12 protein-coding genes and 1 pseudogene are annotated in these 13,398 nt (G+C 40.7%); 11 read left to right on the plus strand and 2 right to left on the minus strand.

Features of this window, described 5'->3' with window-relative positions; translation table 11 throughout:
• Positions 1-172: 172 nt before the first annotated feature.
• Positions 173-934 carry a DeoR/GlpR family DNA-binding transcription regulator gene (locus NO352_RS00235; protein WP_171415192.1) on the minus strand — a complete coding sequence of 254 codons (762 nt, stop codon included), beginning with the start codon at positions 932-934 and terminating at the stop codon, positions 173-175.
• A gap of 222 nt (positions 935-1,156) precedes the next feature.
• Here NO352_RS00235 and NO352_RS00240 point away from each other — a divergent pair, with 222 nt between their 5' ends.
• The 6 genes and pseudogenes from NO352_RS00240 to NO352_RS00265 all read left to right on the plus strand — a co-directional run.
• Positions 1,157-1,909 (plus strand): ABC transporter ATP-binding protein, encoded by a 753-nt coding sequence (locus NO352_RS00240; protein ID WP_005543084.1) that lies wholly within the window; start codon positions 1,157-1,159, stop codon positions 1,907-1,909.
• On the plus strand, positions 1,902-3,521 hold the full coding sequence (locus NO352_RS00245) for an ABC transporter permease subunit (RefSeq protein WP_289354667.1): 1,620 nt from the start codon (positions 1,902-1,904) through the stop codon (positions 3,519-3,521). The genes NO352_RS00240 and NO352_RS00245 overlap by 8 nt, the downstream gene beginning before the upstream one ends.
• Before the next feature lie 66 nt (positions 3,522-3,587).
• Complete coding sequence (locus tag NO352_RS00250; protein ID WP_289354772.1) at positions 3,588-4,580, plus strand: extracellular solute-binding protein; 993 nt, start codon at positions 3,588-3,590, stop codon at positions 4,578-4,580.
• 27 nt (positions 4,581-4,607) lie between these two features.
• A complete protein-coding gene (phnW, locus tag NO352_RS00255; RefSeq protein ID WP_289354773.1) occupies positions 4,608-5,708 on the plus strand; it encodes a 2-aminoethylphosphonate--pyruvate transaminase in 1,101 nt (366 codons plus the stop codon).
• Positions 5,701-6,519, plus strand: coding sequence for a phosphonoacetaldehyde hydrolase (gene phnX, locus NO352_RS00260; protein ID WP_289354668.1), 819 nt, complete (start codon positions 5,701-5,703; stop codon positions 6,517-6,519). The genes phnW and phnX overlap by 8 nt, the downstream gene beginning before the upstream one ends.
• A 175-nt stretch (positions 6,520-6,694) precedes the next feature.
• A pseudogene (locus NO352_RS00265) lies at positions 6,695-7,057 on the plus strand (SF0329 family protein); the annotation flags it as partial.
• 57 nt (positions 7,058-7,114) lie between these two features.
• Here the strand turns inward: NO352_RS00265 and NO352_RS00270 are convergent.
• Positions 7,115-7,399, minus strand: coding sequence for a hypothetical protein (locus NO352_RS00270; RefSeq protein WP_289354669.1), 285 nt, complete (start codon positions 7,397-7,399; stop codon positions 7,115-7,117).
• Positions 7,400-7,767: 368 nt separating this feature from the next.
• Between NO352_RS00270 and NO352_RS00275 the strand changes: the two genes are divergently transcribed.
• The 5 genes from NO352_RS00275 to NO352_RS00290 all read left to right on the plus strand — a co-directional run bounded on the left by NO352_RS00275 (position 7,768) and on the right by NO352_RS00290 (position 13,347).
• Complete coding sequence (locus NO352_RS00275; protein ID WP_289354670.1) at positions 7,768-8,334, plus strand: SF0329 family protein; 567 nt, start codon at positions 7,768-7,770, stop codon at positions 8,332-8,334.
• A 416-nt stretch (positions 8,335-8,750) separates the two neighbouring features.
• The gene (locus tag NO352_RS00280; RefSeq protein WP_289354671.1) at positions 8,751-10,031 is read left to right on the plus strand and encodes a helix-turn-helix domain-containing protein; all 1,281 of its coding nucleotides are present in this window, start codon (positions 8,751-8,753) and stop codon (positions 10,029-10,031) included.
• 404 nt (positions 10,032-10,435) lie between these two features.
• Complete coding sequence (locus NO352_RS00285) at positions 10,436-11,077, plus strand: hypothetical protein (RefSeq protein ID WP_289354672.1); 642 nt, start codon at positions 10,436-10,438, stop codon at positions 11,075-11,077.
• An 827-nt stretch (positions 11,078-11,904) separates the two neighbouring features.
• On the plus strand, positions 11,905-12,123 hold the full coding sequence (locus NO352_RS24980; RefSeq protein ID WP_353961214.1) for a hypothetical protein: 219 nt from the start codon (positions 11,905-11,907) through the stop codon (positions 12,121-12,123).
• A gap of 324 nt (positions 12,124-12,447) precedes the next feature.
• Entirely contained in the window at positions 12,448-13,347 is a 900-nt protein-coding gene (locus NO352_RS00290) for a DUF5655 domain-containing protein (RefSeq protein ID WP_289354673.1), read from the plus strand.
• The last annotated feature ends 51 nt before the right edge of the window (positions 13,348-13,398 follow it).

The raw sequence follows: 13,398 nt of genomic DNA on the forward strand, positions 1-13,398 counted from the left end.
TTGGTACAAATAGTAAAGAGGGGCGATGACCCCACTTTTTCATGATTACCTGATTCAATACATAAGTATGCAGTTTCCATGACCCATCCTTCTCCTGATGGTAAATAAGCCAGTTAGTGCATGCTCGGCTTCAATGTACGGGTAGTATGTTTTGATCCATCCGCAATTCAGTTCAATCTGCAAGGATTAGCTTCGTTCGTATCGACTTAAATTGCGGCGGGTAACGGGGATCGATATTCGCATCGGTAATAATGGCGTTCACATTATCTAGTGGTGTAATGGCAATCTTAACGTCTTTCCCGAATTTGGTGCTGTCTGCCGCGATATACACTTCTTTGGACAGTTCGATCATCTTCTTGCGTGTAATCGCTTCCTCCAAATTGTAATCCGAGATTCCTCGTTCCACCGTAATGCCGCTGCAGCAGATAAACGCTTTTCGAATATTTAATTCATGAAAATTAAAAATATAATCGTACGCGACTACGGAATGTTCTTCTTTGCGGATTTTTCCTCCGATAATAATCAGTTCAACATCGGTATTCATGAGTTCATTGATTACGGGGATGGAGTTGGTGACCACCGTGAGATTGTGCTTGCCTTTAATAAACTTGGCTATGTGATAGGTGGTGGAGCCGCTGTCAATATAGATGCAATCCCCATCGTCGATCATCTCGCTGCATATTTTACCGATGTTTTCTTTTGCCTCAAATAAGCTAACCATCCGCTCATCCATGGAGGATTCTCCATACTTCGACTCCACGATTTTAATACCGCCATATATCTTTTCGATCTTCCCTTGCTTGGTCAATAGATTCAGATCTCGTCGCAGTGTATCCACGGAGATCGCTAATTCGGCTGCCAGCTCTGGCAGTTTAAGCACCTTTTTGATGGCAAGCAATTCTATAATTCTTTGTTGTCTTTCAAGTGGCAGCATAAGTTCACCTATTATCGATTGATATTGTACCTACAGTGTACCGACTGCACCGTTCACATTCAATAAATGGACTATATATTTAACTGAACATTAAACATGGCGCACAATATATGCAAAAGATATGAAATATATATGCATGATTTACGCAACATTTACATAAAACTGCATTTGCTTTGATCATTGATTTATATAATGGGGGTGTGACTAAGGGAGGTGAGCCGATTGCTTAAGCTGCAACATATCAGCAAACAATTTGACGGCAAAATGGTGCTCCAAGATATCAGCTTAGAGATAGGATCTGGCGAGATTGTATCGCTTCTCGGCCCAAGCGGGAGCGGGAAAACGACACTGCTTAATATTATTCTTGGCCTAACGAAGCTGGATCATGGCAGCATTATGTATAACGGCTTGGACATGACACATGTATCCATGAAAAAGCGTGGCTTTAATATCGTATTTCAGGATTATGCGTTATTTCCGAATCTGAATGCTTATGAGAATATCATCTATGGGTTGCGCAATAAGAAAGGAAGCGTGAGTGAGCGGGAGGTTCAAGACTATATTGATTTTTTGGAACTGAAGCCGCATCTAAGCAAGCGAATCAGTGAATTATCAGGCGGGCAGAAGCAGAGAGTGGCTTTAGCTAGAACCTTGGTTACGAAGCCGAAGATCCTGCTGCTAGACGAACCGCTCAGCGCATTGGATGGAGTCATTAAAGAATCGATCAAACAACGGATCCAATCGATTGCCAGGGAGTTCAAGCTCACGACGATCATTGTTACCCATGACCCTGAGGAAGCATTAACCCTTTCCGATAAAATTTTGATTATCAATCAAGGCACAATCTCGCAATATGGCACGCCGAGAGAGATTATCGGGCAGCCGAGCAATGAGTTTGTAAAACAGTTTATTATCAAGCAGTTGCAGATTAAGCGGCAGAATATATTCAATCTGTTTGGTGAGCGATATGCATAAAGTAAAGCCAGAAATGCGGATTCTGCTCATCGCCATACTTCTTTTGTTAACCGGTATTTTGTTCTTGCCGCTGCTTGTCCTATTTATTCGATCCTTCGAGACAGAGCAAGGCTTTTCATTTGCCAATTACAGCTCGATTTGGATGAATGATGAGATGATGATAGCTGTCTTGAACAGTATAAAGATATCAACGGTGACTGCAATCCTAACAACGATATTGGCATTCATCCCGGCGTACACGATTCACTGTACACGTGCTCATCGGACCTTCAAAGGCATGCTGAAGACGACAATCGTTCTTCCCATGCTGCTTCCGACAATTACGTATGGATTTGCCATGATGTATTCACTTGGCAATCAGGGATTGCTGACCAAGCTTGCAGGACAAAATTTGTTCGATATCTATGGCTTTAATGGATTGCTGATCGGTTACGTCATTTATACACTTCCGCCAGCCTTTTTATTGATTCATAACGCATTTAAATACATGGATAAAAAGTTTATTATTGTGTCTCATCTGATGGGCGACAGACCGTTAAGAAGCTTTGCGAATACGATTGTTCGGCCGTTGGCAGGGGCATTGGGTGGGGCATTTGTGCTTTCCTTTATCCTAAGCTTTACGGACTTTGGGATACCGGCGTCGGTGGGAGGAACCTATTCGGTGGTGGCTAGCCAGTTATATCAAGTCATGCTGGGCTCCATTCCTGATCTGAATCAGGGGGCTGTCATCGCGGTGCTCATGCTTGTGCCAGCAATATTCGCAATATGGCTGCTGCAGTCTTTAGAGAAGCTCAACTTTCACTATGATCAACTTGGAGAAATCGAGCTGCCCACACATCGACTGCGCGATATTAGCTTCGTGACCGTGTCTTCTGTCATCGTCTTTATGATGCTGTCGATATTCGCCATCATGTTTATCGCGCCGTGGTTGAGCCGATATCCTTATGATCTTACTTTTACATCAAAACATGTCCTAAGTGTACTTCAATCCAGTGATTTAACGAAGGTATATCGGAACTCGATCTGGATTGCCGTGTTAACTTCCATATTTGGTACGTTGGTTGCTTATTGTGCTGCGCTTCTCAATGTACGGACTTCATTAAGGGCAAGATCACTCACCGATATGGCTTCCATGATCACGAATACGGTGCCTGGCATGGTGCTTGGCATCTCTTACTTGCTCTTGTTTAATGGAAGCAGCTTGAAAGGGACCGTTACGATCATCGTGCTGTGTAATATCGTGCATTTCTTTACAACACCGTATTTGATGGCGAAGAATTCGCTCTCCAAGATGAATCCTTCCTGGGAAACGACGGGAGAACTACTCGGAGATAGCTGGTTCAAGACGGTCTATCGGGTAGTCTTGCCTAATTCGGCTGCGACGGTGATCGAGATGCTGGGATATTATTTTCTCAATGCGATGGTTACGATCAGCGGCATCATCTTTCTCGTATCCACTCAAACCGCTGTCGTTGCTAGCAAAATCAAAGAGCTTCAGCATTTTGCCAAATTCAATGAAATTTTCGTATTGTCGATGCTGATCTTCTTCACCAATCTGATTGTGAAACTGCTATGTGATTATGGACAAAAGAGATTTGCGATTCATCGTTAAACAGGCTTAATGCTTATCTATGATTAGCCTAAATAATCGTAAAAGTGAGGGATTACGATGGTTGGAATGTCAAAAAGGTTCAGGATGGTGCTCTTGTCATTAATGGCAATAAGCATGTTGGTGGTATTGGCAGGCTGTGGTGCTGGCAGTGCAAAGGAATCGAAGCAAGTGATTATCTACACCAACGCAGATGAAGAAGCCGTAACAGCGATGGAGTCTGCACTGAAATCCGCAGGCTATGAAGGACAGTATCAACTCCAATCGATGGGGACGTCAGAATTAGGCGGCAAGCTGATGGCTGAAGGGGATAAGATTGAGGCCGATCTTGTGACCATGAGCTCGTATTTCCTAGATAGTTCACAGAGCCAATACAAGATGTATAAAGACTTAACATTTGAAACAGGAGCTATGGATTCGTATCCGTCCTACTACACGCCTATTTTGGCAAATACAGGATCTATCTTTGTGAATGCGGAAGTGTTGAAGCAAAAAGGGCTGCAGGCTCCCCAATCGATCAAAGATTTAACGAAGCCTGAATATAAGGATTTGGTGTCGATTCCAAATGTATTCGATTCCTCTACAGCTTGGCTGCTTATACAGGCTATCATCAGTGCTTATGGACCGGAGGAAGGGAAGATTGTACTCCATGATCTCATTGCCAATGCAGGCCAGCATATAGAAAAATCCGGTTCCGGGCCGATTAAGAAAGTTGAAGCGGGAGAAGTAGCTGCTGGATTTGGACTCCGTCATCAGGCGGTACGTGCACACGAAAAAGGAGCTCCGATTGATTATATTGATCCTATCGAAGGGAATTATTCGTTGACAGAGTCCATTGCAGTTATCAATAAGAACAACGAAGTGACGGATCTTGCCATGAAAATGGCGGAGACGATTAGTAAGGATGCGAGAAAAGATTTGATTACGAACTATCCTGTTGCTTTGTACAAAGGGGAATCCACAGATGCGGTCAATAAGCCAGCGAAACCGATGAAGTTCGATCAGCCATTAACCGTGGAGTTATTGAAGGAACATCAGCAGTTTTTTAAAGATGCTAAATAATTCATAACAATAGGGGGAGGGATCATGATGAATAACTACAAATTATTGACCCCAGGACCGTTGACGACGACCCAATCCGTTAAGCATGAAATGTTGCTTGATCGCTGCACGTGGGATGATGACTATAAATCGATTACGCAGAAAATAAGATCCCAGTTATTGACGATTGCAGGAGTGGATTCGGAGCAGTATACAGTTGTATTGATGCAGGGCAGCGGAACCTTTGCCGTAGAATCGGTGATGACATCCGTGATTGCTCCCGAACATAAGGTTCTAATCATCTCCAACGGCGCTTATGGGGAACGCATGATACAGATGGCACAAGTGATAGGGCTGTCGTATGTCGAGCATAAGGCAGACTATGATAAGTATCCGGATATGACGGAACTGGGGGTCATGCTTGAAGCTGATCCAGAGATTACGCATATTGCAATGGTTCACTGCGAGACAACTACTGGGATACTGAATCCGATTGATAGGGTCTCGAAGCTGGCAAAAGCTTATGGAAAAACGTTCATTGTGGATGCGATGAGCAGCTTTGGCGGTATTGAGATCGATGTTACGGGTCTTCATATTGATTATGTAATCAGCAGTGCGAACAAATGCATTCAAGGTGTTCCTGGCTTTGGTTTTGTAATTGCTAAGCTTGATCAATTGCAACAATGTCAAGGGATTGCGCGCAGCTTGGCTCTTGATTTGTATGATCAATGGAAGTGTATGGACAAAGACGGGAAATGGCGTTTTACCTCACCAACCCATGTCGTTGCTGCATTCTCCAAGGCGTTGGATGAACTGCAAGAAGAAGGCGGAGTCGCAGCAAGACAAGCTCGCTATCAGCACAATAACCTGCTGCTCAGGGAGAGACTTGCGAAGGTTGGCATGCAAGCTTACATTAGAGCGGACTACCAGTCGCCAATTATTACGACCTTTCTGTTTCCAAACGAACAATTTCAATTCGCCGAATTCTATCAATATGTGAAAGAAAGAGGCTATGTTATTTATCCAGGGAAGTTGACGAATTTGGATACGTTCCGTATTGGGAACATCGGGGAAATCTATGAGGAAGACATGGATCAGTTATGCCGTATTATTGAGCAATATATGAAGGAGCATTGCGATCATGAATAAAGTAGAAGGAATCATATTGGATTGGGCGGGTACGGCCATCGATTTCGGATGTTTTGCACCTGTGAATGTATTCATCGATATCTTCAAGCAGGCAGGTATCGAGGTAACAATGGATGAGGCTAGAGCACCTATGGGGATGCTGAAAATCGATCATATCCGGGCGATGCTGTCGATGCCAAGGGTATCCGCATTATGGGAAGACCAGTATGGTAAGCCATTTACAGAACAGGATGTGGAGCAGCTCTATGCGGCATTTGAGCCTGCGTTAATGTCCTCACTAACTGAATACACAGATCCGATTCCAGGTGTAGTGGATACCGTAGAAACCTTACGAGCGCAAGGATTGAAGTTTGGATCTTCAACGGGCTATACCCGCACCATGATGGATGTGATCGTACCTATCGCGAAGGAAAAGGGGTACAGTCCCGATCATCTGGTCACACCTAGTGAAACGGATTCTTATGGCAGACCATACCCTTACATGATCCATCGCAATATGGAGGAGCTCAAGCTCTCCGCATGCTGGAAAGTGGTCAAAGTGGGCGATACGGCATCGGATGTGAAAGAGGGAGTCCATGCTGGCGTGTGGTCGGTTGGTGTTGCTGTCGGCAGCTCCGAGATGGGACTCAGCCAAGCGCAATTCGAAGGCCTATCCGAGGCGGAAAAAGCCGAGATGATCTCGAAGACGAAGCACAACTTTATGCAATATGGTGCAGATTTCGCGATTGATACGATGCGTGAGCTTCCGCAATTAATCGAAGCGATCAATCAGTTGATCTCGGATGGAAAGAGACCGGGGTGTTTGAAATAAAGGAATATGGAATGATATGAGTACGGGCTGGAATAGAATGAGCTGCCTCTCCAATAAGGGAGGCGGCTTTTTGTTGTCCAGCCTGTTCTGACATTTGCAATATACACGTACTAAAAATCGAATAAAGATGTGATAATATGGGGGAAGGAATTCTAGTAGAATATAGGGGGATTACATGTCCTGGAGCAAATTGAAGCAACAACTGGAGAGCTTTCTCTGTCCTGCGTTACATGGAAGGGTCGAATACCGTGCAACGGGTTACCGTTATTCACCTGATAAAGCAGGTATTTGTTATATCTCGGTAGATAAAAAGAATGTATTCAATATGAGTGATAAAACGAGCTCAATCAAATGGTATCTGACGGAGCAGGAAATTAAGAATGATTCAGATATCCAAATTCCGATCAGCAATGAAGAAATTGAAGCGGTTAGAAAGGATACCAAGGGTGCTCCCGAGGATCGTCTAATCGTAATTGCTAGAAGTAGAAAAATGTCCGGATATGCAAAAGAGCTTTTGTCAGCACAGTCATCATTAAGTATTTGACATAATGTTGTGGTGCTATATTCCTAATGTGGTGATCATAAGCACAAAAAATTAAATCGGAAAGTCTTTAGGATCAGTAGTGCCGTTTTCAATAATTGAAACAACCCTGTCTTGAATCCTCATGACAATAAACTCTTCATTCAGTCCAAATTGTTTGTTCACTTCGTCGAAACTTCCAATCTTGTGTATAGTATTTTCAGTTAAATTTATTGTAAGTGCAGCAATCCAACTCCCTTGAAAAAAAATATCTGTGGAGACTTGTTTCGTAACTAAATCTACACTTGTGACCACAGCCTTCAAATTAATTGGCACAAACTTTGTGTATCCTGTCGTCAAAATCATCCCTCCTTAGTAATGTTATAGCAGATCCTTGTTTAATAATGGCATAATCTTTCTGCAAAAATCAATCATCTATTAATAAAGCCTTTTCGTGTGGGTCGTATTTTATTGTAGCAGCCAGTGTGAAGGGGAAGTGGTTGGGATGTTGTACACACTTGTATCACCGTATCGTATTTAATTGAGAAGGCCCTTTTTTTGTTTGTCGTTGTTTATACGTATCGATGCATTGCTTGTAATAATCGAATAACAATTTATTCGTTTTATTGTCCAGCCTTTTCTGAAATTCGCAATATACACGTACTAAAAATTAAATAAAGATGTGATAATATGGGGGAAGGAATTCTAGTAGAATATAGGGGGATTACATGTCCTGGAGCAAATTGAAGCAACAACTGGAGAGCTTTCTCTGTCCTGCGTTACATGGAAGGGTTGAATACCGAGCAACAGGTTACCGTTATTCACCTGATAAAGCAGGTATTTGTTATATTTCGGTAGATAAAAAGAATGTATTCAATATGAGTGATAAAACTAATTTAATCAAATGGTATCAAACGGAGCAGGAAATTAGGAATGATTCAGAAATCCAAATTCCGATCAGCAATGAAGAAATTGAAGCGGTTAGAAAGGATACCAAGGGTGCTCCCGAGGATCGTCTAATCGTAATTGCTAGAAGTAGAAAAATGTCCGGATATGCAAAAGAGCTTTTGTCAGCACAGTCATCATTAAGTAAATCAAATTTTGTCGTTACAGCAAGTAAGTTTTTATCCATTTCTATAGAGGAAAGCATAGAGAGCAATGATATCTTATTGAATATTCTGGCTTTGGTGGACAGACGAGTTGGAAAAAAGCGAATTTTAAATATGACTGAGAAGATGAAGGTAAAGCATCCAATTGTGCAATATTTTTATGAACTACGGCGAAGTACGTTATAATAATAAATATGTCGTGTCAGGGTTGTTCGAAGAACATAATTGATGTGAAAATTGATCGGAGATCAGCCCAAGTAATCAGAAGACGTCAGGAAATTCCTAGGCGTCTTCTTTAATGTCCTTGTACTGAATTAGAGGTAAACAACGATTCAAATTTTATCAACAGATCCCATTTTTTTATGAACTGTCTAAACAAAAGGTAAGGTCGTTCGTGGTGAAAAGGCTGCGCATTGGGATGTGAGAATACGAAAGATACTCACAGCCTGAACATCTTTCTTTCTAAAGTGTCCAGTCTATGGATACCAGTTTATTTTCTCGCTCCTTTTAAGTTATGTTCACCTCAGAATAACGCTCAATTTACACACCATTCATAACATGGTAAAATATAGGATATTATTTCAGGAGAAGGAGGGCTGATATTGAAGGCAGCGCCGATCATAAAAGCAATCGGAGAACTTATCCAAGACACTAGACGTGCATCGAATATGACATTAACGCAGTTATCAGAGCTGTCAGGCATTAACAAAGGTACGATATCTAGAATTGAGAACGGCGATGTAAAACGACCAGAATTTTCGACCGCATATCCGTTGGCAACAGCATTGGGTATCCCCTTTGAAACATTGATTGATTATTATGCTGAGATTGAGAAAAGGGCTGAAATATTGCTGGGCATGCTTCAAACAGCGATTGCAGAAGGAAGTAGTGCTGAACTAATTAGGAAAGTTACGAACAAATACCTTGAATCTCCGAACGAAGACAGCATTGATTTAACCGAGAAGCTATATCAACACATCGACTCCATAGAAGATACCTCTATTAAACTATCTCTGTATAACCTCATCATCGACTACTCACGCTCACATGGAATAATGCCCTATATTGCAAAAGGATTGTACAAAAAATATATGATCGAACGGAATGATTTCAGTAGATTGGAGGAAACGTACCAATCAGGCCATTATATTTTGAACTACGAAAGTTTTTTAAACGATATTGAAAAAATTACACTTTATTATTCATTAGGAGTTCATGCTTTCAGCTTAATGCATTATGACAATTCAATAAGATTTAGCGAATATGTTGTTGATAATGATAATACAATAACTGAAGAATATAAGGCTAATGCACTTTTCAACATTTGTAATTGCTATTATTATCTCGGTGCCTACGAGAATAGTCAAAAATACCTTAGTGAGTATAACAAATATTCTTTCCCCTATATTAAAGACAACATTGATTTGATGAATGGATGTTTACGTGCAAAAACAGGAAATATCGATTTTGGCATTTTACAACTTGAAAATTACTTGCAAAATCACTCCGAATATAATCTCATCTATTCAGTAACTATGCTAATGGATTTATATCTTTTCAAACAAAATTACACCGCAGCGGAAAAATTGATTACCTATGAAAACGAAATGACAAGATCCATTGAAGATTATCGTACTACTCCTGACAAACGTTCAAAACTTGCTCATTACTATAAGCTTAAAGGGGATTTGCTACAAAAAGAAAACATTGAAGAAGCTTTCGACAGCTATATTCAAAGCGCATTAGAATATAAGAAAATTTCATTAGATAGGAAAGCTTATGAGGTATTAGGGTTGATGACAGATGCTGCTAATGGTGATGTTGAAACAACTAATGTAGTGATTCAAAAGTTAAGAACAGCCCTGAATATGTTGAGCAAATAATTCAGAAAAGGAGATAGACAACATGAAAAAAATTATTTTTTATAAGGCTGCTCGTATTATTGTTTCACTGGCTATCACAGGTGTTACTGTAGCACAATTTGGAGGCGGCGCGCCGTGGATTATCGGCTCGTAATCACTTAAAAGGGAGTTTTCCCTTGGTGATATAGTATAAGCATAGCGTAAGCACCCAAAAAGATGCTTACTTTTACTTTTTGTTTCTCAAATCACTAAAATATGGAATATATGCAACATATTATATACTCGCTACGTGAGGGTACTCTTTAAATCACCTTAGAAATAGATGATGTATCATTACATACAGTTGCGTATGTAGTTTATCGTGATACAGAGTCCTTCCATGTATAGAGAGTAATCTTCTCCAATAAAATATGGAGGCGAGTTGTTTGAAGAGAAAATGGATCGGAACGTTGTTAAGTGTGAGTATGGCATTTTCGATGTTTGCACCGATGGCTGTTGCAGCATCAGAATCAAAACGACAAGTGGGGTCACAAAATCAAGGTCACATGATCGAAATTGGCGAAGACAAGTTTAGCATGATGGGCACTACTGTGAAAGATGCTGATGTACGTGATATCGTTCCGGCTGAGTATTTGGAATCAGCTCAAGTAGCATCTGACCTGAAATTCATTTTTGAAGAGGCATCTGTGAAAAAAGACGGCAAGTATGTATTGAATGAGGGGAAAATTGCTCAGAAGTTCGGATCTGATAATGTTGCAACCATCTCGGCACTTGTTAAGCTTGCAAACGGTGAGCAACTAACAGCAAATAATCTAAAGGGAGTGACTCATCCAGAAGATGGGGGATTTTCCACAGCTTCATGGGGATCTTGTGTTGCCAACCAAATTATTGACTTTACAGGAATCGGTCTTTTAACTGGTGCAATGACAGAAATGATCGAAAAGAAATTGTGGGATAAGTTAGCCGTTGAAATCATCAAAATCATCGGAAAAAATGCAATTAAAGGCGGAGTTGTAGGACTTGCTGCTAGTTTGGCTTGGTTTAGTGTCCGTTGCATAGGACAGTAAAGTTACTCATCGAAGGGAATGGTGTTGCATGAATAGCATTAGATACATATCACTTTTTGTGATATCTTTGATTTTACAGATTATTATGTTCTTTGTCATAAAAAGTGACTCTGGTGTAACTATACTAGACATGTTGATTATGTCCCTTTTGTTCTGTGTATTTATGTTCATTATAGATAAGATCACCGGCAAAAAAAAGAAGATTTAATGTGGTAAGAGAGTTTGGAAGACAAAAATTGTAAAAGGCTAGTCACTGCCATAGCTATCCTTCTCCCAATATTGTTTATTGTCACTTTCTTTGTTTTACTTAAAATGAACTACTTGATCACAGATATTATTGCATACATTTTAGCTATAGTTTGGATTGTGGGGCTACAATAAGAGGCATGAAGCACCGGAAGTGAATAAGAATCAAATCTAATGATAAGAACACCTTCGGGTGTTCTTATTTCATTTTCATACAAATGTTGTTATGGTGTATTTATACAGATTTTACGGAGCAGTTAAAAGCATGAAACAAAAGGCGACCTTCATTTTCAGTAATAGGGGATAAGGGTCGCTTTTTTATTTTCTAGCTGTCGCAATTCATATTACAATCTGTCGGACATTAGAAATCTTAAGCTACGAGCTGGCGCTGATATTCTAACGGTATCAGCTTATTTAATTTTCTTTATGGTCGGTTTCTGATAATAAAATAAATTCCTTTGTGCCAATCTTTGGCGGTGTGTCGAGGTAAGTGAGAGATGGGCCCTGGAAATACTTGAGCAGTGTGAACGATCAATCCAGACACTATAGCAACTGGTGGAGACGAAACACTGTATGATGTCATCAACGGTAAGGCGCCCGCTTGTGAATTGTCCGCCGCTCGGTATCTGCCGGTAGAGACAACGAATTATTTCGCGCGTGAGATGAATATCCCCCGTAACTGGAGAGAGGGTTGCGATCTCATCATCGAACAAAAGGCACGGCCGATTGATCTTGAACTTGCGGGAGGCAGGTATTTCATCAATATTGCCTGCTGTGAATCGCTAACGGAGCTGTCGTAGGAGGTGCCGATTAGGCTGAAGACGATGATCGGACAACCGGTTTATGATGTGAAAGGATGAAGATGACACGTCTACGCCCCTCACTGTTGTCTATCCGGGCCGAGGGAATTGGCGAATTCGATGAGGAATTCATACTCTTCATGGCTTCCGTACGGGAGAGCTGATGATCGTGCTCGTTACGAACGGGGGCAAAGCTGTCGCGTGCCAAGGCACGGATCGAAGCGATATACATGAAAAACGATCCACTTATGACTAGCATGTGGTAAACTTTAATAGTTTTAGTATCACATCTATGGTTATCAAGTTTTAGAAAGGGAGCTGTAAATGTCCGATATTAAACTGTTTCATATAAAGGGAGAAGTTAAAGAGTTACCTGCCAGTTCTGTTATACTTGAGAGAGAATTGCAATTATTAATTGAAAAGAATATGCCTACTTTTTTTGGAATAACTTTTCTGAAAAGCGAATACACCACATCGAACGGTGGTAGAATAGACAGCTTAGGATTGGATGAAAACAACTGTCCTGTTATATTTGAATATAAAAGAACCAGTAACGAGAATGTCATCAACCAAGGGTTATTTTATCTCGACTGGCTACTTGATCATAAAGCAGAATTTGAGTTATTAGTGATGAAGACACTAGGGAAAGAATGTTCGGATAGGTTAGATTGGAGCATTCCCAGACTTATTTGTGTAGCGGGAGATTTTACAAAATATGATGAATACGCAGTTAAACAGATCAATAGAAACATTGATCTTATACGTTATAAAAAGTTTGGGGCAGATTTACTTATGCTTGAACTTGTGAATTCAAGTACGGTGAAACCCTTCAATATCCAAGAGCAGGGGGATAAATGGATTAAGTCATCATCAGATAAGACTTTTCAAGAACAGCTACAGTCTACAATGCCGATGCTTAGAGAACTGTATTATTCCATTAGAGACTATATTCTTGCACTCGGTGATGACGTTACAGAAAATCAGCTTAAGTTGTATACAGCGTTCAAAAAAATTAAAAACATAATTTGTGTAGAAGTCTACCAGAAGCAAATACTATTGCATATGAGACTAAACCCTGATGATATTGAACTTGAGGATGGTTTTACTAGAGATATGCGTAATGTAGGGCATTATGGAACGGGTGATTTGCAAATTATTATTAAATCCCCTGAAGATATCGAAAAGGCAAAACCTTTAATAAATAGAGCTTATAATTCAAACTAAATCCTAAGATTAATAGCCTAGCGCTTGAGTCAATAATAGAAAAAGTGAGGA

Source organism: Paenibacillus sp. S-12, from assembly GCF_030363895.1.
GTDB lineage: Bacteria > Bacillota > Bacilli > Paenibacillales > Paenibacillaceae > Paenibacillus_B > Paenibacillus_B alvei.

Coding starts and splice junctions, on each gene's coding strand:
- NO352_RS00235 (WP_171415192.1), bottom strand. CDS start 934: ATGCTGCCACTTGAAAGACAACAAAGAATTATAGAATTGCTTGCCATC.
- NO352_RS00245 (WP_289354667.1), top strand. CDS start 1,902: ATGCATAAAGTAAAGCCAGAAATGCGGATTCTGCTCATCGCCATACTT.
- NO352_RS00250 (WP_289354772.1), top strand. CDS start 3,588: ATGTCAAAAAGGTTCAGGATGGTGCTCTTGTCATTAATGGCAATAAGC.
- phnW (WP_289354773.1), top strand. CDS start 4,608: ATGAATAACTACAAATTATTGACCCCAGGACCGTTGACGACGACCCAA.
- phnX (WP_289354668.1), top strand. CDS start 5,701: ATGAATAAAGTAGAAGGAATCATATTGGATTGGGCGGGTACGGCCATC.
- NO352_RS00275 (WP_289354670.1), top strand. CDS start 7,768: ATGTCCTGGAGCAAATTGAAGCAACAACTGGAGAGCTTTCTCTGTCCT.
- NO352_RS00290 (WP_289354673.1), top strand. CDS start 12,448: ATGTCCGATATTAAACTGTTTCATATAAAGGGAGAAGTTAAAGAGTTA.